This is a genomic window from Rhodococcus sp. NPDC056516, assembly GCF_042794655.1.
Taxonomy (GTDB): Bacteria; Actinomycetota; Actinomycetes; order Mycobacteriales; family Mycobacteriaceae; genus Rhodococcus_F.
Window position 1 is genome coordinate 469,228 of record NZ_JBHTTG010000004.1, and the last position, 23,699, is coordinate 492,926.

Sequence of the window (23,699 nt, forward strand, 5' to 3'; positions counted from 1 at the left end):
TGTTTTCCCGGTATCGAAATATCCAGCGGCACATGTCGGCCAGGATTGGTAACCTTCGCTCACTATGCTGATCAGGCTGCTGCGCACTTATCTGACGCCGTACCGGGGTGAACTCACGGGCGTTGTCGTCCTGCAGTTTATTTCGACTATGGCGGCCCTTTACCTTCCGAGTCTCAACGCCGACATCATCGATAACGGCGTGACCAAAGGCGACACCGGCTACATCCTCTCCACCGGGGGAATGATGCTCATGGTCACGTTGACGCAGATCTTGTGCTCGGTGGGCGCCGTCTTCTTCGGTGCGCGAGTCGCCATGGGCGTCGGACGCGACCTACGGGCGTCGGTGCTGCATCAGGTCGGGACGTTCTCGGCCAGGGAGGTCGGTCACTTCGGTGCGCCTTCGCTGATCACCCGCAACACCAATGACGTCCAGCAAGTGCAGATGATGGTCGTGATGAGTTGCACCATCCTCGTCATGGCGCCGATCATGTGCGTCGGCGGCATCATCATGGCTCTGCGCCAGGACCTGAATCTGTCCTGGATCCTGGGGATCAGCGTCCCGCTGCTCGTAGTCTCGATGGGTTTCCTGATTGCCCGGATGGTCCCCGGATTCAGGGTCATGCAGGGCCGCCTCGACGCCGTCAACCGTGTTCTTCGCGAACAGATCACGGGCATCCGCGTCGTCCGAGCGTTTGTACGGGAACCGTACGAGGTAGAGCGTTTCGGCGATGCCAACCGTGAGCTGACGGAGACTGCACTCGGCGTCGGCCGCCTCATGGCACTGATGTTCCCGCTCGTGATGCTGATCAGCAATGTCACCAGCGTCGCGGTCATCTGGTTCGGTGGCCATCAGATCAACGAGGGCTCGATGCAGATCGGCTCGCTCACCGCGATGCTCAGCTACATCATGCAGATCCTGATGGCCGTCATGATGGCCACCTTCATGGCGGTGATGCTGCCGCGTGCGTCGGTGTGCGCCGAACGTATCTCCGAGGTGCTCGACACGGATTCGTCGGTGATTCCGCCCGAGAACCCGGTCCGAGAACTGAAGGACCCGGGAGTCGTCGAACTTCGTGGCGCTCAGTTCCAGTTCCCCGGAGCCGAGGAACCTGTATTGCGCGACATCACGTTCCGTGCCGAACCCGGCAAGACGACGGCGATCATCGGCGGCACCGGATCGGGAAAGACGACTCTGCTCAACCTGATTCCGCGATTGATCGACTCCACTTCCGGATCGGTATCGGTGGGAGGAGTCGACGTCCGCGACATCGACACGGAGTTGCTCTGTTCGGTGATCGGTCTGGTCCCGCAGAAGCCGTATCTGTTCTCCGGCACTGTCGCCACCAATCTCCGCTACGGAAACCCCGAAGCTACCGACGAATGGCTGTGGGAGTGCCTCGAGATCGCCCAAGCTGCCGACTTCGTCCGCGCCATGCCCGAAGGCCTGGACACACCGGTGGCACAAGGCGGTACGACGGTATCGGGCGGTCAGCGTCAGCGACTCGCCATCGCCAGAGCGTTGGTGCGTAAGCCACAGATCTATCTGTTCGACGATTCCTTCTCGGCACTCGACCTCACTACTGATGCGAGGCTGCGTGCGGCGCTCCGGCCGGTCACGCAAGACGCCTGCATCGTCGTTGTCGCGCAGCGCATTTCCACCATCGTGGAAGCCGATCAGATCATCGTGCTCGACGACGGCGCCATCGTGGGGATCGGCACGCACGACGAACTCGTGGTCAGTTGTCCCACCTACGGCGAAATTGTCGCCTCTCAGCTAGCCGTACAGGACGCATCATGAGCAATCGACCGACTTCCTCGCCTCCCATCGGCCCGCCCGGCGGCGGCGATCCCACAAAGAAGGCCATGAACTTCGGCCCTTCGCTCAAACGTCTCCTTGGACGCTTGAGCCCCGACAAGCCGATCGTCGTCCTGATCTTCGCTTTGGTGACCGCAAGCGTCGTACTCTCCTCGATCGCTCCGAAGATCCTGGGAAATGCCACCAACCTGATCTTCGACGGCATCGTCAGCAAGCAACTCCAGCCGGGGACGACAAAGGAACAGGCTGTCGAGGGGTTGCGTGCCTCGGGGCAGGGTCAGCTCGCGGACATGGTGTCCGGCATGGCCGTTGTGCCCGGAACCGGAATCGATTTCGACGCCGTTGGCAAGGTCTTGATGATCGTGCTTCTGCTGTTCGTCTGTGCATCGCTGTTCAGTTGGTTGCAGGCGTATCTGCTCAACATCGTGGTGCAGCGAACGGTTCGCCGGTTGCGTGAAGACGTCGAGCAGAAGATTCACCGACTTCCTCTGCGGTACTTCGATACCCATGCCCGCGGCGATGTTCTCTCACGCGTGACCAATGACATCGACAACGTCGCGCAGAGCTTGCAGCAGACGCTCAGCCAGTTGGTCATGTCGGTGATGACCGTCCTGGGCATTCTGGTGATGATGCTGTGGATCTCACCGCTGCTTGCCCTGATCGCGGTGGCAACTGTTCCGCTCTCGATCATGGTCACGGCGTTCATCGCGAAGCGTTCACAGAAGCACTTCGTCGCGCAGTGGAAGAGCACCGGCGGAATCAACGCACAGGTCGAGGAAGCGTTCAGCGGCCACGAGTTGGTCAAGGTGTTCGGCCGCCAGCAGGAGGTCGAGGAGCGCTTCCGCAAGCAGAACGAGGATCTGTACGAGTCCAGCTTCAAGGCGCAGTTCATTTCCGGTCTGGTCATGCCGGCCGTGATGTTCCTGGGCAACCTCAACTACGTCGCCATCGCAGTGGTGGGTGGCATGCGCGTCGCATCCGGAACGATGACGCTCGGCGATGTGCAAGCGTTCATCCAGTACTCGCGGCAGTTCACCCAGCCGCTCACGCAGATAGCGTCGATGACCAATCTGCTGCAGTCCGGCGTCGCTTCGGCCGAGCGGGTCTTCGCGCTGCTCGACCAAGACGAGCAGTCGGAGGACCCGAAGAGCGCGAAGTCGCCCACGGTCGACAAGGGTCGCGTCAAGTTCGAGAACGTCACCTTCAGTTACAAGCCGGAACAGCCGCTGATCGAGGACCTGTCCCTGACTGCCGAGCCGGGCCAGATGGTTGCGATCGTCGGACCCACCGGCGCAGGCAAGACCACCCTCGTCAACCTCATCCTGCGGTTCTACGAACTCAATTCGGGCCGAATCACTTTGGACGGCATCGACATCGCCGACATGACGCGAGACGATCTGCGCTCACGCATCGGCATGGTTCTGCAGGACGCATGGCTGTTCGGTGGAACCATCCGCGAGAACATCGCCTACGGCAAGCCTGGTGCCACCGACGAGGAGATTCGTCGTGCGGCCGAGATGAGCTACGTCGACAAGTTCGTGCACTCTCTGCCTGAGGGTTACGACACGGTCATCGACGAGGAAGGCAGCAACGTCAGTGCCGGCGAGAAGCAGCTCATCACCATCGCCCGCGCCTTCATCTCGCAGCCGTCCATCCTGATCCTCGACGAGGCGACCAGTTCGGTGGACACACGCACCGAACTGCTGGTCCAGAGCGCCACCGCGGTGTTGCGCAGCGACCGCACCAGTTTTGTCATCGCACACCGTCTTTCGACAATTCGTGATGCAAACCTGATCGTGGTGATGGAGGACGGCCGGATCGTGGAGCAGGGGAGCCACGAGGCTCTGCTCGAATCGCGTGGCGCGTACTTCCGTCTGTACAACAGCCAGTTCGTGGGCGCGGAGATCTAGTCGCGCTACTACGGTGGTGAGCATGCTGATTGCCGAGGATCTGCTGTTGCTTGCCACCGACGACGCGAGCGGAAAGCTGCTGCGCTCGTCGTCCCACGTCGACGTTGCGCTCGGGGGTGCGCTGTTGGTCGAACTCGTCCTTGCCGACCGCGTCCGCCTTGACGGTTCCGGATGGCGGGCGCGGGTGGCCATCATCGACAATCGGCCACTCGCGGAGCCCACTCTCAATGCTGCATTAACGAGGTTGGCCGAGAAGCCACCGGCCCGGCCGACTGCCGTGGTGAACCGTCTTGCGAAGGGCGCACGCAAGGAGCTCTATGCCGGCATGCAAGCCCGCGGAATTGTGACCGCCGTGGAACATCAAGTGTTCGGGATCTTTCCGAGCGTCAGATGGCCGGCAACCAACCCGCGGTATGCGGATCAACTGCGCGTCGTCCTGCGTGACATTCTGCTGGGCGTCCGCCAACCCACTCCCGCCGAAGGCGCATTGGTGTCGATCCTGGCAGGTGCGAACATGCTCAAGGTGATTGTTCCAGCGGATCAGTTCAAGGCGGCGAAAACGCGAGCGAAGGTGCTGTCGCAGGGAAACTGGGCAAGCGAGGCCGTGCGGCAGTCGATTGCCGCGACGCAGGCAGCCACCACCGCTGCGCTCACCGCAACAATTGCGGCGTCGGCATCCTCGGGATCGTGACAGGGCGATACTGCACGAAGTGGCGCTTGCTGCCGCTGTGACAGGATTGAGCTCGTGACTTCTGCAGTACCGACATCGCCCGTGCCCGCCGTCGACAAGCGTCCCGAGTCGATTTTCACGATAGGGACCAGGCTCGAGGACAGGCTCGGGCGAACCGGCACCATCCACACACCGCACGGTGACATTTCGACGCCGTCGTTCGTGGCCGTCGGAACCAAGGCCACAGTCAAGGCCGTGCTGCCCGAGTCCATGAAGGAACTCGGTGCGCAGTCGTTGCTCGCCAATGCGTACCACCTCTACCTGCAGCCGGGACCCGACATCGTCGACGAGGCCGGCGGGCTGGGCAAGTTCATGAACTGGGACGGGCCCACCTTCACCGACAGTGGCGGCTTCCAGGTCATGTCTCTTGGTGTCGGGTTCAAGAAGGTGCTCGCGATGGAGGCCGTCGGTGTGCAGTCCGACGACGTCATCGCGAAGGGCAAAGAGCGTCTCGCGACGGTCGACGACGAGGGCGTGACGTTCAAATCGCACCTCGACGGCAGTAAGCATCGCTTCACTCCCGAGGTGTCGATGCAGATCCAGCATCAGCTCGGCGCCGACATCATGTTCGCGTTCGACGAGCTCACTACGCTGCTCAACACCCGCGGCTATCAGGAGCGATCGGTCGAGCGCACGCAGGCGTGGGCGATCCGCTGCATCAACGAGCATGAGAAGCTCACCGCCGAACGCGCCGAGAAGCCCTACCAGGCACTCTTCGGCGTGATCCAAGGCGCGCAGTACGAAGATCTGCGTCGCCAAGCCTGCCGTGGCCTCGAGTCGATCGAAGGCGAGAACGGATACGGCTTCGACGGTTACGGCATCGGCGGTGCCTTGGAGAAGCAGAACCTCGGCACGATCGTGCGCTGGTGCAACGAGGAACTGCCCGAGAACAAGCCGCGTCACATGCTCGGGATCAGCGAACCGGACGACTTTTTCGTCGCAATCGAGAACGGTGCGGACACCTTCGACTGCGTCAACCCGTCTCGTGTTGCTCGCAATGCCGCGATTTACGTCCGCTCCGGCCGGTTCAACATCAACACCAGCCGGTTCCGCCGTGACTTCACACCTATCGACGGCGAGTGCGACTGCTACACCTGCGCCAACTACACCCGCGCGTACATCCATCATCTCTTCAAGGCGAAGGAAATGCTCGCGTCGACGCTCTGCACCATCCACAACGAGCGATTCACCGTGAAGTTGGTCGACGACATCCGAGCCAGCATCGAAGGTGGGTATTTCCACGACTTCAAAGCGGACATGCTCGGAAAGTTCTACGCGGCGAAGACGCCTGCACCTCAGGCGTAGGTCGGTTCGCGCTTCTTCACGTAGGCGATGACACGGTAGGTGATCGGCATGACCAGTACCTCGACAAGCGTCTTCCACAGGAAGCCGACCAGCACGTAGTTGATGAAATCTTCCCACGTGCTGATGCCGATAACGCCGGCCGCGATGGAACAGAAGATGAGCGTGTCGGCGAATTCACCGACGACGGTCGAGCCGATCAGACGCGCCCACAGGTGCTTCTCCTGCATGCGCTTCTTCATCATGACCAGAACCAGGGAGTTCAGGAGCTGGCCGACGAGGTAGGCGGCCAAGCCTGCGACCAGTAGCCGGGGAATGACGCCCACTACGGTTTCGAGGGCGGCCTGGTTTTCGTAGAACTCTGCCGACGGGAGCTGCACGGCAATCCAGAAGCACGCAGCGGCAAGAATCAGTGCGCCGAAGCCCAGGTAGATCGCGCGTCGGGTCGCTTTGAAGCCGTAGACTTCGCTGAGCACGTCACCGAGGACGTAGGCGAGCGGGAACAAGAAGAATCCACCATCGGTGATGATGGGCAGAATCTGCAAGGGACCGAGCGAGAAGTCGGAATCCGCAAAGAAGGCGACCCCCTTGGTCGCCGCCACGTTCGAGATCAGCAGCGTTGCGGTGAAGAGCGCGACGATCGTCGGGTAATAACCCCGGCTGACGTGCGCAAATTTGGTTTCGTGGGTCGATTCGTCTTGCTGATCCTGAGCTGTCACGTCCGTCATCCAAGCACCACAAGGCGCTCGGATGCGAGTTGGCGACCGTCCAGTTGCGCAGAACACACCGAAGGCCCTGCGGTTTCACGTGGAACCGCAGGGCCTTCAATGATGCGAACGAACTGATCAGGCAGCTACGTGACCGCCGGTCAGCACGCGGTACGCGTAGGTGCTGGCGATCAACGCGACGGGTGCCGTCACCAGAAGACCGATTCCGCACAGCAGCGCACCGACGATGTTGATACCGATCAGAGCGAGCGCCAGCAAGATCAAAGTTCCAACGTTCGACGAGGTCAGCGCATAGCTCGACTTGATGCCCGAAATCGCATCCTGGTTCTTGTCCACGATGAAGGTGAGCGTGTAGTAGAGCAGGAACGCCGCGATGATGCCGGGAATAATGCAGAGAGCCAAACCGACGTAAGTGGCTACGGCTACGAGGAAACCGCCGAGAACAACTGCGCCGATATTGGTGAATTGGAAGAAGGTGCCGAAGGCCGGCTTGATTCCATCCAATTCGCTCAATGCTCCGCGGAGGAATGCGGCTTGGATGATATAGCCGACGATAGCGGTGACCAATCCACCCACAATGGACAGTGCGCTGAACTCTGTGTTGGTGTAGTCGAAGCCGTTGAAAGCGCCCTGGATCAATCCGGCGATCAAGAACGCGATGATCGAGATTCCGATCCAAACCAATGCGTTGTCTTTGAACTTGTTCCAGCCGTAGGTAATTGCGGCGCCCACGGAAAGCTGTGGTCCACCGAATCCTGCGCCGTAGTCATTTGCGGGCGGCGGCGGGAAGTTGCCGCCTCCGGGAGGTGGCGGGTATCCACCGGGCGGTGGGTAGTTGCCACCGGGAGGGGGATAGCTTCCCCCCTGCGGAGGCGGCGGATATCCACCTGGCGGCGGGTAATTGCCACCTTGAGAAGGTGGGGGGTAACCACCGGGCGACGGGTAGCTTCCGCCCTGCGGAGGCCCCGCCGGCGGGGGATAGCTCCCTGGAGGAGGCGTTCCCTGCTGGCCGTAGGGATCCTGGGGCGGGAATTGCTTTCCGTCCTCGGGATTCTGGTTGGGGTCGTGCCCACCGGTTGTCATATGCGCACCTAACCCTTGACTACCTGAGTTCCACCAGCGAGCTCGTCATGCTTGCCCTGCTTGGTGGGGCTGTTGTTGATCGTGACCGCGATGACGATGTAGGCGACCAACGCGAGGATTCCGCCGATGATCGGAATGATCGAGAGCAACGTGAAGGCGTTGCGAATCGCAGACTGCTGGACGGAGGGGCGAGGTGCGCCGCCCGGACCGTGTACTGAAAGGCCCAGAATCATCTTTCCCAGAGTCCGACCCTGCGTCACTTCCATTGCGATGAAGTAGGCGAAGGTCAGAATTCCCGAGAAGAGTCCGCTGACAAGAACATTTCCCAGATCACTAACCAGAACCGTCAAGATAATGGCGACGATTCCGACGATGATGGCGTCGATGACGCGAGCGCCGAATCGAATACCAAGTCCACCGGCTTCGGCACCAGAAGGCAGCCGGTTTCCTGCCCCGTACGCACCCTGGTCGTTGAACTGCGGCGGCGGGAAGTTGCCACCCTGCGGAGGCGGCGGGTATCCACCGGGCGGCGGGTAGTTACCACCTTGAGGCGGCGGGAAGTTCCCGCCCTGCGGAGGAGGCGGGTAGCTGCCGCCCTGCGGAGGACCGGCGGGAGGTGGGTAACTTCCGGGAGGAGGTGTTCCCTGCTGGCCATATGGATCCTGGGGTGGGAATTGCTTCCCGCCCTCTGGATTCTGGTTGGGGTCGTACCCACCGGTTGTCATGTGTTCCCCTCAGTCGTAAATATCGCGCTCGAGTGTGACAGTGGATATGACCCTACTGGGATCAAAGAGCTATGTGGATGACATCTGCTCACTTGGATTCGGAGGTCACCTGTGGTTTAGGCTGCGTTGTATGACGAGTTCCGGGGGCAACAACGACGATTCTTCGAGCGATTACCAGGCAAAACCTGGATACGGAGAATTTCCGAGCCTGCCTCCCGAGGGGTACGGCGTGTCCCCGTCCGAAACGCAGTCTTCACCTGAAGTTCCCGGATATACCACTCCCAACGAGCAGTACCCGGGTTATCCGCCGCCGTCGTACAACCCGCCCGGTGATAACCCCCAGCCGGGTGGAATTGGTGAACCCAACCCGTACCTGCCGCCGCAGAATTTCGGACCGCAGAATCAATACCAGCAGAATCAATATCAGCAACCCGGACAATACGGACAAGCTCAATACGGACAGCCTCAGTACGGCCAACCTCCGAACCCGTACGGTCAGCCGAATCAATTCGCGGGTGGGTACGCACCGCCGATGCAGCCGGTCGGCACCAACGGTCTTGCAATTGCATCGCTGGTTGTGTCGCTTGCAGGCGGTTGCTTCTACAGTCTCGGCGGAATCGTCGGAATCATCTTGGGTATTGTCGCGCTCAATCAAATCAAGCAGACAGGTCAACAGGGACGCGGGCTTGCAATAGCCGGAATTGCGGTCGGAGCGGCTTTCTTGGCGATTTTCGCCGTGATTCTCGTAGTCGCACTCATAGCGAGTGCATCGTCGTCGTACTGAAGTGGCGTCGTACTGAAGTGACTAGCGCTCACACCGGAGTGACGGTGGACGACGCAGGAAGTGGCTTCCCGAAGTAATAGCCCTGGCCCATGTCGCAGCCGGCGCGCAAGACGTTGGCTGCGTGTTCGGCGGTTTCGACGCCCTCGGCTATCGAATCGAGCCCGAGCTTCCCAGCGATGTCGGCGATGGACTCCATGACCATGAAGGCGCGCTCTCCAGCACGACCCGCTGCGCTGACCGCCCAGGTCAACGATTGGTCGATCTTGAGAATGTCGAGCGGCAATTCCGACAACGCGGAGAACGACGCGAAGCCCGCCCCGAAATCATCGAGGGCAATTCGAATTCCTTCGTTGTGCAGAATGTGAAGAGTCTCGGCGGCATGCCGACCGACGACGCCGAGTTCGGTGACTTCCACGATGATTCTGCTCAGTGGGGTTTGTGAACTGTCGAGCGCTCCGAGGATTTCGTGAGCGGCGTGCGGGGTAGCGAGTTGGCGAGGCGAAAAGTTGACCGCGACCATCATGTGCTCGGGCCACGACGCTGTCTGGGCGCAAATCATGTCCAGAGCTTGTAATCCGATGGGAATGATGAGTCCGGAAGACTCGGCGGAGCGCATGAAATCTTGAGGCTCGATCAACCCTCGAAGTGGATGGCGCCACCGCAGAAGGGCTTCATAGCTGATAATTGCTGACGAGTTCAGATTGACCTGGGGTTGATACAACACCTCGAATTGATGGTCGTCGAGTGCCTCGCGAAGCTCGCGGACCATGCCGTATTCCTTTTCGTCCTGAGTCGCCCGTGCCGCACGTGCGTGTCAGCGTGGATGCTGCAAGTGGGTACTGCGGTCGGATTCCAGGTTCAGATCCCGGGCGTAGTTTTGCAGGGATCACTCGCCCTGAACTGCCTTCGCCAGTCTTGACCGTACTTCACTATTCGAGAATTGCCAACGAATAGCTATTGCGGACGGCTTTGGTATATCGGACAATCGAGCTTTTGTCCCGACGAGGTGCCGATTGATCCTTCACTTACTTCGCCGGGAAAATCCACGGGGTCCGGGGGATCTTCCGAGAATCGAATCGATCCGCCAATAGTGGTGGTGTGACAACTTCGCCGGGTTCGGCGAGGCCGATGCTCGACGCGATCATCGTCAGAACCTGTGCAGCACTGCCTCCGGCCTCGAGTTGATCTGCAAGAGTCACTGCGCCGTCGCGCTTCGCGAGGCGTTTGCCTTCACTGTTCAAAGCGAGAGGAACGTGCGCGTACGACGGTGGTTCGATGTCGAGCAGTCGAGCGAGGTAGGCCTGGCGTGGAGCCGAGGTCAGGAGGTCGTCGCCGCGGACCACTTGGTCGATGTTCTGCGCGCCGTCGTCGACGACAACGGCGAGGTTGTAGGCAGGTACGCCGTCGCCGCGGAGCAGGACGACGTCGTCGACTTGTCCCGTCACCTCGCCGAACAGTTCGTCATGGACGGTGAACGAGTCGATGCCGGCCCGTAGCCTCAGCGCGGGGGATCGGCCACTTGCCGATTTCTCGGCGCGTTCGGCCTCCGAAAGGTTCCGGCACGTGCCGGGGTAGGCGCCGTCGGGAGCATGGGGAGCGGACGGTGCCTGCAGGATTTCCTTGCGTGTGCAGAAGCAAGGATAGGTCAGGTCACGCTCGCGTAATAGTTCGATGGCCTTGTGGTACAAGGGAAGACGGTGTGACTGTAAGACGACTGGGCCGTCCCAGGTGAGGCCGAGCCTACGCAGATCGTCGAGTTGCCGTTCCATCGCTCCGGGTCGGACACGATCGAGATCCTCTACCCGAATGAGGAAGTCGCGCCCGCTGGTGCGGGCGAACAGCCAGGCCAGGAGGGCAGTCCGGAGGTTTCCCAGATGGAGATCGCCGGACGGGCTCGGCGCGAAGCGTCCTGCTCCGGCCACGTCAGCTGGCGAGCCCGACGGAGGCCAGCGGATTCTCGGCGTCGTGCAGGGTGAGGCGGATCGCGGTTTCCAAAGCGTGATCGAGATACTGCGGCGGATACATGGCGGGACTTCCGAGTGCGTCGAGTGCCAACCCGTTGACGGTTGAAAGCAGAAGTGCCGCTCTGGTTTCCGCTTCTGGAGTTCCGATCCCGATCAATACCGTCGAGATGCCGGTGCGGATTGTGAACAGAGTTGTCCGGCGGATTTCGGAGAGTGACTCACTGGTTGCGGCACGCACGGCAAAGGCGGCGAGCACATGAGCCTCGCGCGTGCGTTGTTCGTCGAGGGGCAGCAGTTGCGAGAGTGCCTGGAACAGAGAGGCATGCGGGTCCGCGTCGGCGGACGACTCGGCCAGTCTTGTCAACAATCGATCGACGAGTGTTCGCAGTGCAAATGCGAACATCTCGTCCTTGGTCGAGAAATGATGTTGCACTGCGCCGATCGAGACGCCCGCCCGTTTTGCGACCTCGCGGACGCTGGCATTTTCCAGTCCGGATTCTGCAGCGACGTCGAACAATGCCGCCGCAAGCAGGTCTGGACTCGTGGAGGATTTTCGACGCTCTGGCATACCGCGACATTACATGTGTATGGAAGTAATGCCCACGTCAGGGGTGCTTTTTCACGCCTTCCGGCCGAGGAAGGCAAGGAGTTTCGTCGCTTTGTCAGCGTTGTCCGGAACCTGTACTTCCGGGCCGCACACCCCGCTCATGCGGATCGAGTCGCCCAGGCCCGCGGCGATCTCCGACACCCAGTCCACGTCCGCGTCTCGCATCGCCGTATCGGTGCCGGTTGCGGCCGCGAGGTCCCAACCGTGGATGACCAGATCGAAACACAAAAACCCTTCGACCGTGGCTCCGAGGTTGGTCCTGCCGAAGTGCCCGTCGTATTCGAGGGTGGACTTTGCCGGGTCGTCCAGAATTGCCTGCATCGAATCGCGCACGGCCGCCCAGGCGGCGGACGGGTCGTCGTCAACCGACGGACCCGACGCCAATTCCAGGCCGACCACCTTGACCATGTCTCGTTCGCTGTCGAGCACATGCCTCACCACGTCGCGGGCGGTCCAGCCCTCGCAGGGGGAATCGTTGTCCCATCGATCGGCGGGTACGGCGTCGATCCGCGCCGTGAATTCGGCGGCCAGATCCCGATAGCGTTGGGCGGGGGAGATCTCTGTTGAAGTCATGACAACAATCCTTCACCGCCACAGCGCTTCATGATTGATTATTTCGGACATTCACTCGATCTCTGGGGCTTCTGCCCAGATGTCCATCGGTACGACACCGGCACTCTTGCCCTCGTCGTCGAGAAGTCGGCCCACCCTCTTCATGGATCGCAGCACTACTGACCTGTTCAGCACCACCAGGCCCGGTGCCTCTTGGGCGAGTTGTACTTCGGTAATGGGAGTTTCGCGGAGGGAGTGTGCGGCGATCGCGAGCAGTGTGTTGGCGCGGCCTCCGGAGATCCGCATGCACACGCGCGTTCCCGGCACTCGTTCCACCAGCGCACGAATCGTCGAGCGGTCTGTGGGATCGACATATCCCCACACCCAGGTCACGAGGGGCCAGCCGGACAGTGGCAGAGACACGTCGCAGCGGAACACGATCTGGTTGCGCGACGTCAATTCGGCAAGGCGCCGCCTGACCGTACTTTCGCTGAGGCCGGTACCGACTGTGAGCTCTGTAATCGACGATCGACCGTCCTCACCCAGTTTCAAGATCAATTGGCGGTCGACAGCGTCGAACGCCTTCCCATGATGGCGCTGATCCGTCGGCGCGTATTTGTAGCGCACAGGCCGGTCTGTCATCGTCGCCCGCTGCGCTGCATCGAGTACCTGCAATTTCCAGTCGTCTCCGATCGCGAAGACCTCGGTGACGAGGTGTGCACGCGAACTGACGATCCCGGGTACCGACGCGAGCGACCGAAGCAGGAAGCGCGACAGGAAAGCCATGTCTCTGACCTCGACGAGAAGAGTCAAGTCGCCTGGGCCGCTTGTGTGTTCGACGCTCAGCACGTGCGGCCAGCGTGCAAGACGTTCTGCAATCGTCAACGCGTTCGAAGTCGTGCAATCGACTTCGACAAAAGCCAGACACGATTCCGGACGGCCATGGCCAGTTGCCCTGGCAGAGACCCAGGCGGTGCCGGAATCCTGTAGCCGCTGCCAGCGGCGAGCCACGGTAACCGGATCGACTTTGAGCGCGTCGCCAACCGTGCGCCACGACGCTCGCGGGTCGAGTTGCAGGCAATTGATCAGGGCGAGGTCGACGTCGTCCAGTACGGCGGAATCCTGCGTTTCTTCGATCATGATGCAAGTATCGTGCATCTCCATTGTGTCTGGGATCACTTCATTCATGCTCGAAGGGCAGAACGTGGCGGCGAGTGCCCACGGCGTTCCCGCTGTGAAAGGAGAATCCTGATGCCGTCCACCACGTTGTCCGCTGTTCCGACCGAGAGAAGCCTCGAGTGGGTGCAACGCCTCATCGGAATCGATACGACGAGTGCCGTGAGCAATCGACCGTTGATCGATCTCATTGCGGCGGAACTACGTCGCCATGGGGTCGAGCCGGTACTTGTTCCCGATGACGAGGGAACGAAGCTCAACTTGTTGGCAACGTTCACCCCTCCTGACGGGAGTACTGCCGGCGGTGTGATGTTCTCCGGCCATACAGACGTAGTGCCGGTCGACGATCAAGACTGGAGTACCGACCCTTTCACTCCCGACGTTCGCGACGGAAGCCTGTACGGACGTGGCACGTGCGACATGAAGTCGTTCATCGGGATCGTCGTCGCGGCCATCCCCGACATCGTTGCTCGGCCGCTGGCGAAGCCGATTCACTTCGCATTCTCCTACGACGAGGAAGTCGGCTGCATCGGTGCGACCGGATTGGTCGAGGAAGTTGTCGCCCGAAACCTGCGCCCTGATGTGTGCATTGTCGGAGAACCGTCGGAGATGCGAGTCATTCGCGCACACAAGTCGATGAATGTCATACGTGTTGATCTGCAGGGCGTTTCGGCACACTCGTCGCTCACTCCGCGGGGAGTGAACGCGATCGAATACGGCGCCGAGTTGATTCGATTTGTCAGAAGCGTGGCCGACGAGCTCCGTGCGTCCGGCCCGTACGACGACGCATTCGACGTGGGCTGGACAACATGCTCGGTCAATCTCGTGTCCGGCGGAATAGCAGTCAACACAGTGCCCGAAGATTGCTCCATCACTTTCGAGTTCAGGAGTATCAGCACAGCAGGCGCCGCAGATCTGCTCGAACGCTTTGCCGCCGAAGCGAATCGGATCGAAACACTGATGCGGGAAGAGAATCCGTCGGCCTCCGTGACGATGCACGTCTCGGCCTCGGTTCCTCCGCTGGAGACGGATGCGAATGCTTCGGCGGCTGCACTGGTCGAACGATGGGGTGGTCGACCCTCGGACGAAAAGGTCGCGTACGCCACCGAGGCCGGGATGTTCGCAAGTATCGGTGTCCCCACTGTTGTGTGTGGGCCGGGAAGCATCACTCAGGCGCATGCACCTGACGAGTACGTGACACTTGACCAATTGGCACAGTGCGAGCAGTTCGTTCGGAACGTCATCGCTCACGCCCGCGCCTGACCCACCCCTCACCCCCTAAGGAAAACCATGTCCACGGCAACTACGCCAACCTCCGGAACAGTCACCCCGGAACGCCTGGCCGCTGCTCGCAAGGCGGTGATCAGCAGCTCACTCGGCGCTGCGCTCGAGTGGTTCGACGTCATCGTCTACGCGTCATTCGCAGTGGTCATCGCCCATAACTTCTTTCCCGGTGGCGACAACACACTCGGCTTGATACTGACGTTCGCGACGTTCGCAATCTCGTACGTCATCCGGCCACTGGGCGGGATGGTTCTCGGCAGCTACGCAGACCGTCGCGGGCGCAAAAACGCCTTGACGTTGACGATGATGCTCATGATGATCGGCACGCTCATCATGGCCGTGGCACCGACGACCTCGATGATCGGACCGTGGGCCGGCGTCGTCATCCTGGTTTCGCGGCTCATTCAAGGATTCTCCGCTGGTGGTGAATTCGGTACTGCTACAACCTTCCTCGTGGAAACTGCACCGCACAAGAAGGCGTTCTACTCTTCCTGGCAGGTTGCCAGCCAGGGTGCTTCGGTTTTCCTGGCATCGCTGTTCGGATACGTGCTCAATACCCATCTCTCGCATGAAGCGCTTTACTCGTGGGGCTGGCGCGTTCCGTTCTTCTTCGGCATCATCGTCGGTCCGGTCGGTCTCTACATCCGTGCCAAGCTCGACGAAACGGACGATTTCAAGACGAGCGTCCCGGAAAAGGCCCCACTCAAGACGACGCTGACCAGGCATCTCGGCCGGGTGCTCACCGGTGCCGCAGTAGTCGGCGTCGCGACTATCTCGATCTATCTCATCTTGTACATGCCGACGTTTGCCGTTAAGAATCTCGGAGTATCCGCCTCGGCCGGCTACCTCGGCGGTATCGTCGCCGGACTGGTCACCTTGATCACCGTGCCGTGGATCGGTCATCTTGCAGACCGGGTCGGACCTGCTCGAGTCATGACCTGGGCCGCCGTCGCGGCAATCGTGTTGGCCTGGCCGCTCTTCAAATTGATGGTCGATCACCCGTCGACTCTGACGCTCGTCCTGGTTGTTTCGGTCTTGGGGGTCATCATGGCGTTTGCGTTCGGTCCGTTGCCTGCCTTGATGAGTTCGCTGTTCCCGGCGGAGATCCGGGCTACCGGGATGTCCTTGTCGTACAACCTCGGAGTGACTTTGCTCGGCGGAATCGCGCCGTTGGTATTGACCTGGTTGATCAGTACAACAGGCTCGCTCGACGCTCCGAGTTACTACTACATGACGGTCGCAGTTCTTTCCCTTGGCGGCCTGTGGTCGGCAAGGACGCTTTTCAGTCAAAAGTGACGGCCAGGGAACGACGGTCGCGCCTATGCGACCGCGTCGCCCTCGGTCAGAGCGACGACGGTATCCGACCCGTGCCAGTCGGGGGCTTGGGTTCGGAGTAGAGCCGCCGGGGTCAGCGACGAGATTCGGCGGCATTCACGCGTCAAGTGGGCCTGATCGCTGAATCCGCAGTGGGCAGCGGATTCAGCGAGTCCCAACGCGGGTCGACTGCGAGCGAGTGCCATGAAGCGCTGGAGGCGCAGGATCGAGCGCAGCGTTGCAGGGCCGTATCCGAAGGCGTCGTTGCAACGACGCTGGAGTTGGCGCGACGTCAGGGCCGCCGCGTCGGCGAGAGAGCTGACATTCCACGAATGTTCGGACAGTGCGGTACGAACATGGTTGATCACCGGATCGTGACGGAAACTCGAACTTGCCCAACTTCGGACAGCATCTTCGAGGATGGAGACCTGTTTGTGGTCTTCGGAATTTTCCAAGCGGTTCAACAGTATTCGTTCTGTACGTGCGTCGGTTACATCGCCGAGGTCGGCGCGAGAATCCCGAAGCTCGGACGCCGAAGTTCGCAGCATCGGCGAGGCTGATCCAGGGCGGAATCGAACACCCACGGAGCGTGTTCCGGGCGGAAGAGTGAACGACCATGCAGCGGTTTCGGGGCCACAGACGCGAATGCCGATGCCACGTATCCACAGCACGTCCATGCACGCATCGGGCACGAGGAGGTGCTCGCCTTCTGCACACGCCGTCCAGCCGCACACCAGGATGTCGGAGAGATCCGGGGCGACCGATTGTGGTGTGTACCAACCCATGGCAAAAGCTTATCGAGCGGCACCGACACGAAGGTGAGTTCAGTCGACCGGGCCGAAGCGGTATCCGAACCCCCGAATCGTTTTGATGTATTTCGGTTTCGCGGGATCGGATTCGAGTTTGGACCGCAGGCTGAGAATGGTCGCGTCGACTACACGCGTCTTTTCGTGGGCGGAACCCCAGACGTTTCGGATCAGGTGATCACGCGAGTAAACACGCCCAGGCTCGGTCGACAGTTCCAGGAGCACTCGCCATTCGGTCCGGCTGAGGACCAGCAGCTTTCCGCCCATCGTGGCCGTCATCGCACGTCGATCGAGGAGTAGGTCACCGTGACGTAGGTGTTTGCCGGCAGTGGGGTGTGTGGTTTCACGAAGAATTGCGGTGACTCGAAGATCGAGCGCGTGAGAATCGATCGGATTCAGCACGAAGTCCGAGGCAGCGCGATGAGGTGCTTCGTCGATGTCCTCGAGGGTGTCCACCAACATGATGATCGGCATCGAACTGCGCAGGCGGATCTGTCGTGCGATCTCGTAGCCGTCGATGTCCGGCAACAGTAGGTCGATCACGGCGATGTCGAAACTGTCGGTGTCCAGGTCGTCGAGTAGTCGACGCCCGGTGCGGGCGAGCTGTACCTGGTGCCCGAAATATACTAATTCGGTTCCGAGTGTCTGGACAAGCTCCGCACGATCAGTAGCTGCAAGTATCAAACTCACGTGAAAATCCTCCCCCCGAAGGTGTTACCAGTCGTAACAGCTTGCATTGTTGCAGATCATGGACCGAGGAGCCAGGCAAAGTAGGCCAATCGGAAGTCGCGGAATTGGGGGCGTCAGTCGCTAGACTTCTCTCATGGGCACTCTGTTTGCGTTGACGCTGCCAGGCTTGCTCGTGCTTCTGGTCCTGTTCGCATTCGCCGAGACTCTCTGGAACCGACTCACCGGCGGCCGGGCACTGCCGTGGACCCGGGGACGCACGACTCGTCCGGTATCGGCCGCGGGCTTCGAAGAGGTTGCTGCCTTGTTTCAGGGATCAAAGCACCATGAATTCGAGCAACGGCAGAGTGCGTTGATGCATCGTGAGGACGGAACCGATGGTGACCCGCCGTGGGTGTCCGTCGATCCGGAAGCCAACAAGGTTGTGCTCCGTCGACGGAGCTGACAGTCGCCAACAGTCGTCTGGCTCAGGCCCAGTGGCTGGGGCGGGTCAACGAATCGGGAAGCGTGGTAGCCGAATCGCCGACCGCCGCGTTGATCTGGAACTGAGTGAGAAAGATGCTGCCGCGGAGTTTTGCACCGCGAATGTCGGTGCCGCGTAAGTCTGTACCGATCAGGTCGGCTCGATCGAGATCGCAGCCGCGGAGGTCTGCCCCGATCAGATAGGTCCCGCGAAAGTTGGCCCCGCGTAGATCGGAACCACGAAGTTTGGCGCCGATGAGGTCTGCGCCGCGGTGGTCGAGTTTGCGACCCTTCTTGCCTGAGATCGGTGATCGCACAAGGTCACCCGTCTGCAAGAGCAGTGTGTTGACTGCCGCTCGGTGTGCTGAGACGTCAACGGCTTGAATCTGCGAAGGTGTGCCGTTGGTCAGGGTTTCGGTCTCTGCGAGTGCAGCGTCGAGTTCCTTCCGAATCGAGTGGGTCTGCTTCAGCGAGCGGGCTTCGGCGAGATACCAGAGCAGTTCGTGCAATTGGCGTACGACAGGGAAGGTTTCGAACATGTCCGACCCGGTCTCAGTGGCGTCACGCCAGCTGACGCCGTGGTAGGTATGCTGTGAAACCTTCTGTCCCGCACCGAAACAGTCGTAGACGGTGCAACCGGTGAAGCCCTTCTTTCGCAATCCAGTGTGAATGCCGCAACCGAAATCCTCCTGCAGGTTCTTGCAGGGGTCGCCGGCATTCTTGTTGGCCGCGAAGTCGGAAGACTTGGAAAAGGGGAGCGCGACGCAGCACAGGCCGAAGCAACTGCTGCAATCTGCGAGCAGATTGGTCTGGCCGGCAATCACGCGTACTCCCGATCTTTGGGTTGGACGGAAAGTGTGTCTTCGGGTTTGTGAGTCTGTCAAACGAAATTGCGTGGTTCTAGAGCAGTCGATGCGCTGTTACTCTGCTTTTTCGCACGTCGATTCGAAGCCGGGGGGCTTGGGTGGGGAACGAAGTACTGCAAGCAGATGTCGAGTCGCTACGGGTGTTGGCCGACGCCGTGCGAGACCAAAGTGCCGTGATCGCCGGCATCGACGTGTCCGGAATTCTCGCTGACGCGGCTGCAGCGATGCCGGATTCGGCAAGCGGTCTCGCCGCCGCGCGGGCCGGTGACCCGATTACCGCCGGATACCGCGCTACTTCGGAGATGTTGACGTCGATGGCCGACGCCGCCCAATTCAGCGCGAATGACTACGAGGCTGTCGAGGTTGCTTTCCGGAACCGACTGGCCGCCTACCAGGCGGCTGTGTAGATGGCGACGATCTCTCAGGTCCGCGCGTGGAATCCGGCTGGTTTCGCTACCGCTGCAACGGAATTGGAGCAGAAGAACCGCTACTTCATGCGTGCTGTGGAATCGGCACACCGCTCGGTCGACTCCGCACTCGATCACTGGAAAGGCGAAGCCTCAGCTGCAGCATCGGCGCGAGCGCTAGCTGACAGTATCGCCGCGACGCATCTCACCACGGGAGTATTTGCCGAAGCCGACGCGCTGAGTGAAGCCGCTTCCGCGTTGGAGCCGGCGCGAGCGGCGGTGATCGAGATCGCCGACGGTGCGATCGCGGAGGGGATGGCTGTTGCCGACGACGGCCGGGTGAGCGCACCTCGGTACGGAAGCGGCAACACCGCACTCGACATCTTGGGGCAGGCTGCGTTCGACGAGCAGGCACGTAGGTTCGAGGCGCGACTGATTCCTGCCCTGCACACGGCGGGAAGCCTCGAAGAGGATGCTGCCGCGGCCTTGTCGAAGGCAGCAGGAGACCTCACCGATCTCGCACAGCACCCAGGCGCCCGGCCGACCATGAGCGCGGAGGTGGCCGCGATCCTGGACGGCAACGCGTTCCCTCCGGACGGCGCGAGGGAGTTCAACGAATTCTGGGAATCACTGTCCCCGAGCGACAAAGATGCTCTCGCGGCGTTCGATCCGGGAATCGGAAACAGGGACGGGATGCCGGCCGCAGATCGCGATCATTTCAACCGGATCAACCTCGGCAATCTGCAATCGTCGACGTCGACCGAACTCTCCGATCTCGATGGTGAGCACCCCGATTGGGCTCAGGGGCGCAACATTCCGTCAGACGCGGGCGGTGTGGACGAGGCGGACCAGCAGGCGCGCCGCGAATACGAGCGGTGGGAGCAGCAACGCGTGGACATGCAGCAGCGTCTCGACGGATACGGCGTCCTCGCCGACCAGATCGACCCCGCTCTCGCTCAGGAGGGTGATTCGGAGAAGTACCTGCTCGGCGTCGACGGCAAAGGTCGTGCCATCGTGGCACTGAACAATCCGGATACCGCGACCAACGTCGCGACGTTCGTACCTGGCACCGGCAGCCACCTGGGAACCATCGGCGGCGACATCGATCGCTCACAGGCCATGTTGGATTCGGGACAAAAGGCGTTGGAAAGGGCCGGGATTTCAGGGTCGACTTCGGTGACGACCTGGTACGGATACGATGCGCCGCAAACGATCCCGCAAGCAGGGCTCGACGGGTATGCCGACGGCGGCGCCGGATCGCTCGGCCGGTTCCAAGACGGACTTCGCGCGTCCCACGATGGTGTGCCTTCGCACAACACGGTTATCGGGCACAGTTACGGATCGACCGTGATCGGCGCTGCGGCCTCGGACGGACAGTCCATCGACGCGGACGATCTGTTCTTCGTGGGAAGCCCTGGAGTGGGAATGGACCGGGTCGAGGGACTTTCGCTCGAGGGCATCAGCCCCGAACACGTCGGCGGCCACGTGTACGCCACGGCCGCGGCCAATGATCCGGTTCCGATGATCGGTGACGTGTTCGGTGGTCTGTCGCATGGCGCGAATCCCGCGAACGATCTTCCGTTGATCGGATTCGGCGCCACTGTCACCGAGTCCGCACCCGGGACCGGGATCGACGCCGGACTGTTGGGTGAGCTCCCCAACCCGGCCGCACACAGTGAGTACTGGGAAATCAACAATCCGGCTCTTGCCGGTATGGGCCACGTTATCGCGGGACTGGGAGCGCCATGACCAACTCAACTCGACGCCGTAGGGCATTCGGTTCGAGCGGTATCGCGGTGGCAGTGCTGCTGTCGGCGTGTACGACGACGGAGAACGCAAAAGTGACGGAAGCTGACGTGAATCTGACTCGCGCGCAGGCACAAGCCAAGGTGATCGAGTACCTGACCGAAACGATCGCGATACTGCCGCAGGGCGCCTACCTGACGCGGTATTCCGAGCTGAACCAAAAGGTCACCCTCAGCCCGGGCAGCACCGTCCCGTGCAACGACAGCAATCTGTCCAAGGACACGTCCGTGGACTACGGGGTGACGTACTTCCTCACGTCTTCTGACGCCTCGAGCATTCCAGGTTTCGGCGATGCGATTCGCAATCTGTGGGATGAGCGAGGCTGGGCATCGCGAACGTACGACTCCGCTGGGGATACGACGAGTACTGAAACAATCTTGCCGGATGGATATCGAATGGTTCTCGACGAGTATGCGCGGGGAGCAAGTTTGGCTGGATCGTCGCCGTGCTTCCCCCGACCCGACGCGTCGGATCATCCGAACGCGCCGGTGCAGATCGATCAGCCGTGACGGGGCCCGCATCCTCGTTTCCCGAGTTGACTGTTCTCGCTCGCCAAGTCGACGCCGAGGTTGGGAAGGTTCGCGCCCGCGCCGAGGCGGGAGGTGGTGCCGTCAGCGTGGAGGTCGATGCATACGGCACGATCACTGACCTGCAACTGACCGAGGGTTGTCTTCGGGCCGGCGCGGCTGCGCTCTCCGCCTCGATCACAGCGGCTCACCGAACCGCTTCTGCGACAGCAGCGTCGGCGGCGCAGGAACTACGCGCCCCGCTCCGTCTCGACCCTCGTGTCGCGAGGGCAATGACCGCATTCAATGCAGTGGACGCGTTCGATCAGACACCGGCCGCACCCGAACCTGACGTGCTGCGACGAGCCGACCGCGCGCCGGTCGGCGACGACCTACCCTTCGACGGCGGTTCGTTCATGCGACGTGCCTGAACTCGGGCAAAAAAGAACCCCTGTGAACCGCTTCTCAGCAGTTCACAGGGGTTCCTGTGGCGGAGGATAGGGGATTTGAACCCCTGAGGGCGTTAACCCAACCCGCGTTCCAGGCGAGCGCCATAGGCCACTAGGCGAATCCTCCGTGGAGCAGCATACCCAATCACGAGCGTGAAGCGTTAAACGGGTACCTGACCTGCGAAGAGCCGGTGGATCTCAGGGTTTGCATCTCCACCCCGGTAGGTGGTGTGCAGCGGCCGGCGAAAGCCGTCTACACTGTTCATTGGATCCCGCGCGGCGCGCATCCTGTGAACTCCCCCAGGGCCGGAAGGCAGCAAGGGTCAACGGGCTCTGCCGGGTGCGCGGGGTCCTCTATTTTTTTCACATACCCGACCCCGCCTCGTCGGTGAAAGGCCGCTCCGGATGCCTATCCAAACCCAGATCGGGTTGATGAGCCATGAAGAACTCACCTCCGAGCATGAGAGCCAGAGCGCGAAGTACACGCAGCTCCAGGCGCAGAAGCTCGCACTCGATCTGACTCGCGGTAAGCCTTCGCCGGAGCAACTCGATCTTTCCGCAGCGTTGCTGACGCTGCCCGGCGACGGTGATTTCCGAGACGGAAGCGGAACCGACTGCCGTAACTACGGTGGGCTCACCGGTCTGCCGGAACTGCGCGCCATCTTCGGCGAGCTGCTGGGTATCCCTGTTGCGAACCTTCTCGCCGGCAACAACGCGAGCCTCGAGATCATGCACGACAATGTCGTGTTCTCACTCCTGCACGGCACACCGGATTCAGCTCGGCCGTGGGCGCGTGAAGAGAAGGTCAAGTTCCTCTGCCCCGCACCGGGCTACGACCGTCACTTCGCGATCACCGAGTCTCTCGGTATCGAGATGATCGCTGTGCCGATGAACCATGACGGACCTGACGTCGTCAAGATCGCCGAACTTGTCGCCTCAGATCCGCAGATCAAGGGCATGTGGGCTGTTCCGGTCTACGCGAACCCCACCGGTGCCGTGTACTCCGAAGAAATTGTCCGGACGCTGGCGTCGATGCCGACAGCCGCGCCTGACTTCCGCCTGTACTGGGACAACGCGTATGCCGTGCATCCGCTCGTCGGCGAGACTGCGCCTTCCTACGACATTCTCTCGATGGCTGCCGAGGCCGGACACCCCAACCGTCCGCTCGTGTTCGCGTCGACGTCCAAGATCACTTTTGCCGGCGCGGGTGTGAGCTTCTTCGGTAGCTCGGCGGAAAACCTTGCCTGGTACCAGAAGTTCCTCGGCAAGAAGAGCATTGGGCCGGACAAGGTCAATCAGCTCCGCCACCTGCGTTTCTTCGGCAATGCCGACGGCGTTCGTGCGCACATGGAGAAGCATCGCGCGTTCCTGGCGCCCAAGTTCGAGCTCGTACTGCGGATCCTCGAGGATCGTCTCGGTGCGTCGAAGGTCGCATCCTGGACCGAGCCGAAGGGCGGATACTTCATCAGCCTCGACGTGGTCGACGGCACAGCCAAGCGAGTCATCGAACTGGCGAAGAACGCCGGTATCGCGCTCACCGCTGCCGGATCGGCTTTCCCGTACAGCACGGATCCGGATGACCGGAACATCCGGTTGGCCCCGAGTTTCCCGTCCACGGCTGAACTCGAAGTTGCCATGGACGGCGTGGCTACGTGTGTCCTGCTCGCAGCCACCGAATCGCGTCTCTCCGAGATCTGAGCGTTCGAAGCGGCGTGCCCGGTCGGTACTTTTTGGT

General features: G+C 61.3%; 24 protein-coding genes, 1 tRNA gene and 1 other RNA gene. 14 read left to right on the forward strand and 12 right to left on the reverse strand.

The window, feature by feature from the left end; genetic code table 11:
* The first annotated feature begins 64 nt into the window (after positions 1–64).
* The 4 genes from ACFQ6Y_RS15070 to tgt are packed head-to-tail and all read left to right on the forward strand — an operon-like array spanning position 65 to position 5,761.
* Positions 65–1,798, forward strand: a complete 1,734-nt coding sequence (locus ACFQ6Y_RS15070) for an ABC transporter ATP-binding protein (protein WP_003943950.1) — start codon at positions 65–67, stop codon at positions 1,796–1,798.
* Positions 1,795–3,726, forward strand: coding sequence for an ABC transporter ATP-binding protein (locus ACFQ6Y_RS15075; protein ID WP_378633967.1), 1,932 nt, complete (start codon positions 1,795–1,797; stop codon positions 3,724–3,726). Before ACFQ6Y_RS15070 ends, ACFQ6Y_RS15075 begins: the two co-directional genes overlap by 4 nt.
* A 22-nt stretch (positions 3,727–3,748) precedes the next feature.
* The gene (locus ACFQ6Y_RS15080) at positions 3,749–4,417 is read left to right on the forward strand and encodes a GPP34 family phosphoprotein (protein WP_378633970.1); all 669 of its coding nucleotides are present in this window, start codon (positions 3,749–3,751) and stop codon (positions 4,415–4,417) included.
* 54 nt (positions 4,418–4,471) lie between these two features.
* Positions 4,472–5,761 (forward strand): tRNA guanosine(34) transglycosylase Tgt, encoded by a 1,290-nt coding sequence (gene tgt, locus ACFQ6Y_RS15085; protein ID WP_378633973.1) that lies wholly within the window; start codon positions 4,472–4,474, stop codon positions 5,759–5,761.
* On the opposite strand, the gene ACFQ6Y_RS15090 is transcribed toward tgt, so the two are convergent.
* From ACFQ6Y_RS15090 to ACFQ6Y_RS15100, 3 genes are all read right to left on the reverse strand, one after another.
* A complete protein-coding gene (locus tag ACFQ6Y_RS15090) occupies positions 5,752–6,486 on the reverse strand; it encodes a queuosine precursor transporter (protein ID WP_030535741.1) in 735 nt (244 codons plus the stop codon). The two genes, tgt and ACFQ6Y_RS15090, sit on opposite strands and share 10 nt — an antisense overlap.
* A gap of 117 nt (positions 6,487–6,603) precedes the next feature.
* A complete protein-coding gene (locus tag ACFQ6Y_RS15095; RefSeq protein ID WP_378633976.1) occupies positions 6,604–7,569 on the reverse strand; it encodes a hypothetical protein in 966 nt (321 codons plus the stop codon).
* Positions 7,570–7,577: 8 nt separating this feature from the next.
* Entirely contained in the window at positions 7,578–8,294 is a 717-nt protein-coding gene (locus tag ACFQ6Y_RS15100) for an RDD family protein (protein WP_378536844.1), read from the reverse strand.
* A gap of 130 nt (positions 8,295–8,424) precedes the next feature.
* Between ACFQ6Y_RS15100 and ACFQ6Y_RS15105 the strand changes: the two genes are divergently transcribed.
* A complete protein-coding gene (locus ACFQ6Y_RS15105; RefSeq protein ID WP_378633979.1) occupies positions 8,425–9,078 on the forward strand; it encodes a DUF4190 domain-containing protein in 654 nt (217 codons plus the stop codon).
* Between the two features lie 28 nt (positions 9,079–9,106).
* Here the strand turns inward: ACFQ6Y_RS15105 and ACFQ6Y_RS15110 are convergent, their stop codons facing one another.
* The 5 genes from ACFQ6Y_RS15110 to ACFQ6Y_RS15130 form a co-directional block, all read right to left on the reverse strand.
* Positions 9,107–9,847 carry an EAL domain-containing protein gene (locus ACFQ6Y_RS15110; RefSeq protein ID WP_378633982.1) on the reverse strand — a complete coding sequence of 247 codons (741 nt, stop codon included), beginning with the start codon at positions 9,845–9,847 and terminating at the stop codon, positions 9,107–9,109.
* Positions 9,848–10,103: 256 nt separating this feature from the next.
* Positions 10,104–11,000, reverse strand: coding sequence for a tRNA glutamyl-Q(34) synthetase GluQRS (gene gluQRS / locus ACFQ6Y_RS15115; protein WP_378633985.1), 897 nt, complete (start codon positions 10,998–11,000; stop codon positions 10,104–10,106).
* 1 nt (position 11,001) lies between these two features.
* The gene (locus ACFQ6Y_RS15120) at positions 11,002–11,610 is read right to left on the reverse strand and encodes a TetR/AcrR family transcriptional regulator (protein ID WP_378445644.1); all 609 of its coding nucleotides are present in this window, start codon (positions 11,608–11,610) and stop codon (positions 11,002–11,004) included.
* A 51-nt stretch (positions 11,611–11,661) separates the two neighbouring features.
* On the reverse strand, positions 11,662–12,222 hold the full coding sequence (locus ACFQ6Y_RS15125; RefSeq protein WP_378633988.1) for a TIGR03086 family metal-binding protein: 561 nt from the start codon (positions 12,220–12,222) through the stop codon (positions 11,662–11,664).
* A gap of 51 nt (positions 12,223–12,273) precedes the next feature.
* The gene (locus ACFQ6Y_RS15130) at positions 12,274–13,341 is read right to left on the reverse strand and encodes an Lrp/AsnC family transcriptional regulator (protein ID WP_378540601.1); all 1,068 of its coding nucleotides are present in this window, start codon (positions 13,339–13,341) and stop codon (positions 12,274–12,276) included.
* Positions 13,342–13,452: 111 nt separating this feature from the next.
* Between ACFQ6Y_RS15130 and argE the strand changes: the two genes are divergently transcribed.
* Complete coding sequence (gene argE, locus ACFQ6Y_RS15135) at positions 13,453–14,640, forward strand: acetylornithine deacetylase (RefSeq protein WP_378633991.1); 1,188 nt, start codon at positions 13,453–13,455, stop codon at positions 14,638–14,640.
* A gap of 27 nt (positions 14,641–14,667) precedes the next feature.
* Positions 14,668–15,957 carry an MFS transporter gene (locus ACFQ6Y_RS15140; protein ID WP_378633995.1) on the forward strand — a complete coding sequence of 430 codons (1,290 nt, stop codon included), beginning with the start codon at positions 14,668–14,670 and terminating at the stop codon, positions 15,955–15,957.
* A 23-nt stretch (positions 15,958–15,980) separates the two neighbouring features.
* On the opposite strand, the gene ACFQ6Y_RS15145 is transcribed toward ACFQ6Y_RS15140, so the two are convergent.
* Both ACFQ6Y_RS15145 and ACFQ6Y_RS15150 read right to left on the reverse strand, forming a co-directional pair.
* A complete protein-coding gene (locus ACFQ6Y_RS15145; protein ID WP_378633997.1) occupies positions 15,981–16,760 on the reverse strand; it encodes a helix-turn-helix domain-containing protein in 780 nt (259 codons plus the stop codon).
* A 39-nt stretch (positions 16,761–16,799) separates the two neighbouring features.
* Positions 16,800–17,471 carry a response regulator transcription factor gene (locus tag ACFQ6Y_RS15150; RefSeq protein WP_378634000.1) on the reverse strand — a complete coding sequence of 224 codons (672 nt, stop codon included), beginning with the start codon at positions 17,469–17,471 and terminating at the stop codon, positions 16,800–16,802.
* Between the two features lie 133 nt (positions 17,472–17,604).
* On the opposite strand from ACFQ6Y_RS15150, the gene ACFQ6Y_RS15155 reads away from it, so the two are divergent.
* A complete protein-coding gene (locus ACFQ6Y_RS15155) occupies positions 17,605–17,913 on the forward strand; it encodes a DUF6191 domain-containing protein (protein WP_007731580.1) in 309 nt (102 codons plus the stop codon).
* A gap of 22 nt (positions 17,914–17,935) precedes the next feature.
* On the opposite strand, the gene ACFQ6Y_RS15160 is transcribed toward ACFQ6Y_RS15155, so the two are convergent.
* Complete coding sequence (locus tag ACFQ6Y_RS15160) at positions 17,936–18,754, reverse strand: pentapeptide repeat-containing protein (RefSeq protein ID WP_378634003.1); 819 nt, start codon at positions 18,752–18,754, stop codon at positions 17,936–17,938.
* Positions 18,755–18,894: 140 nt separating this feature from the next.
* Here ACFQ6Y_RS15160 and ACFQ6Y_RS15165 point away from each other — a divergent pair, with 140 nt between their 5' ends.
* The 4 genes from ACFQ6Y_RS15165 to ACFQ6Y_RS15180 are packed head-to-tail and all read left to right on the forward strand — an operon-like array spanning position 18,895 to position 21,946.
* Positions 18,895–19,203: a hypothetical protein gene (locus tag ACFQ6Y_RS15165; RefSeq protein WP_378536862.1), complete on the forward strand. Its 309-nt coding sequence runs from the start codon at positions 18,895–18,897 to the stop codon at positions 19,201–19,203.
* Positions 19,204–20,952, forward strand: coding sequence for an alpha/beta hydrolase (locus tag ACFQ6Y_RS15170; RefSeq protein ID WP_378634006.1), 1,749 nt, complete (start codon positions 19,204–19,206; stop codon positions 20,950–20,952). It abuts the gene before it with no gap.
* Entirely contained in the window at positions 20,949–21,518 is a 570-nt protein-coding gene (locus tag ACFQ6Y_RS15175) for a hypothetical protein (protein ID WP_378540583.1), read from the forward strand. Before ACFQ6Y_RS15170 ends, ACFQ6Y_RS15175 begins: the two co-directional genes overlap by 4 nt.
* Positions 21,515–21,946 carry a YbaB/EbfC family nucleoid-associated protein gene (locus ACFQ6Y_RS15180; protein WP_378634009.1) on the forward strand — a complete coding sequence of 144 codons (432 nt, stop codon included), beginning with the start codon at positions 21,515–21,517 and terminating at the stop codon, positions 21,944–21,946. Before ACFQ6Y_RS15175 ends, ACFQ6Y_RS15180 begins: the two co-directional genes overlap by 4 nt.
* Positions 21,947–22,003: 57 nt before the next feature.
* Here the strand turns inward: ACFQ6Y_RS15180 and ACFQ6Y_RS15185 are convergent.
* Positions 22,004–22,091 (reverse strand) — tRNA-Ser (locus ACFQ6Y_RS15185).
* 136 nt (positions 22,092–22,227) lie between these two features.
* On the opposite strand from ACFQ6Y_RS15185, the gene ffs reads away from it, so the two are divergent.
* Both ffs and ACFQ6Y_RS15195 read left to right on the forward strand, forming a co-directional pair.
* Positions 22,228–22,327: signal recognition particle sRNA small type (gene ffs / locus ACFQ6Y_RS15190), an RNA gene on the forward strand.
* 42 nt (positions 22,328–22,369) lie between these two features.
* The gene (locus ACFQ6Y_RS15195) at positions 22,370–23,662 is read left to right on the forward strand and encodes an aminotransferase class I/II-fold pyridoxal phosphate-dependent enzyme (RefSeq protein ID WP_378536874.1); all 1,293 of its coding nucleotides are present in this window, start codon (positions 22,370–22,372) and stop codon (positions 23,660–23,662) included.
* Positions 23,663–23,699 lie beyond the last annotated feature (37 nt).

Bases quoted from the DNA above. Each gene is read 5' to 3' on its own strand.
- ACFQ6Y_RS15070 (WP_003943950.1), top strand. From the start codon at position 65: ATGCTGATCAGGCTGCTGCGCACTTATCTGACGCCGTACCGGGGTGAA.
- ACFQ6Y_RS15075 (WP_378633967.1), top strand. From the start codon at position 1,795: ATGAGCAATCGACCGACTTCCTCGCCTCCCATCGGCCCGCCCGGCGGC.
- ACFQ6Y_RS15080 (WP_378633970.1), top strand. From the start codon at position 3,749: ATGCTGATTGCCGAGGATCTGCTGTTGCTTGCCACCGACGACGCGAGC.
- ACFQ6Y_RS15090 (WP_030535741.1), bottom strand. From the start codon at position 6,486: ATGACGGACGTGACAGCTCAGGATCAGCAAGACGAATCGACCCACGAA.
- ACFQ6Y_RS15095 (WP_378633976.1), bottom strand. From the start codon at position 7,569: ATGACAACCGGTGGGCACGACCCCAACCAGAATCCCGAGGACGGAAAG.
- ACFQ6Y_RS15100 (WP_378536844.1), bottom strand. From the start codon at position 8,294: ATGACAACCGGTGGGTACGACCCCAACCAGAATCCAGAGGGCGGGAAG.
- ACFQ6Y_RS15105 (WP_378633979.1), top strand. From the start codon at position 8,425: ATGACGAGTTCCGGGGGCAACAACGACGATTCTTCGAGCGATTACCAG.
- ACFQ6Y_RS15110 (WP_378633982.1), bottom strand. From the start codon at position 9,847: ATGGTCCGCGAGCTTCGCGAGGCACTCGACGACCATCAATTCGAGGTG.
- ACFQ6Y_RS15120 (WP_378445644.1), bottom strand. From the start codon at position 11,610: ATGCCAGAGCGTCGAAAATCCTCCACGAGTCCAGACCTGCTTGCGGCG.
- ACFQ6Y_RS15125 (WP_378633988.1), bottom strand. From the start codon at position 12,222: ATGACTTCAACAGAGATCTCCCCCGCCCAACGCTATCGGGATCTGGCC.
- ACFQ6Y_RS15130 (WP_378540601.1), bottom strand. From the start codon at position 13,341: ATGATCGAAGAAACGCAGGATTCCGCCGTACTGGACGACGTCGACCTC.
- argE (WP_378633991.1), top strand. From the start codon at position 13,453: ATGCCGTCCACCACGTTGTCCGCTGTTCCGACCGAGAGAAGCCTCGAG.
- ACFQ6Y_RS15140 (WP_378633995.1), top strand. From the start codon at position 14,668: ATGTCCACGGCAACTACGCCAACCTCCGGAACAGTCACCCCGGAACGC.
- ACFQ6Y_RS15145 (WP_378633997.1), bottom strand. From the start codon at position 16,760: ATGGGTTGGTACACACCACAATCGGTCGCCCCGGATCTCTCCGACATC.
- ACFQ6Y_RS15155 (WP_007731580.1), top strand. From the start codon at position 17,605: ATGGGCACTCTGTTTGCGTTGACGCTGCCAGGCTTGCTCGTGCTTCTG.
- ACFQ6Y_RS15170 (WP_378634006.1), top strand. From the start codon at position 19,204: ATGGCGACGATCTCTCAGGTCCGCGCGTGGAATCCGGCTGGTTTCGCT.
- ACFQ6Y_RS15175 (WP_378540583.1), top strand. From the start codon at position 20,949: ATGACCAACTCAACTCGACGCCGTAGGGCATTCGGTTCGAGCGGTATC.
- ACFQ6Y_RS15195 (WP_378536874.1), top strand. From the start codon at position 22,370: ATGCCTATCCAAACCCAGATCGGGTTGATGAGCCATGAAGAACTCACC.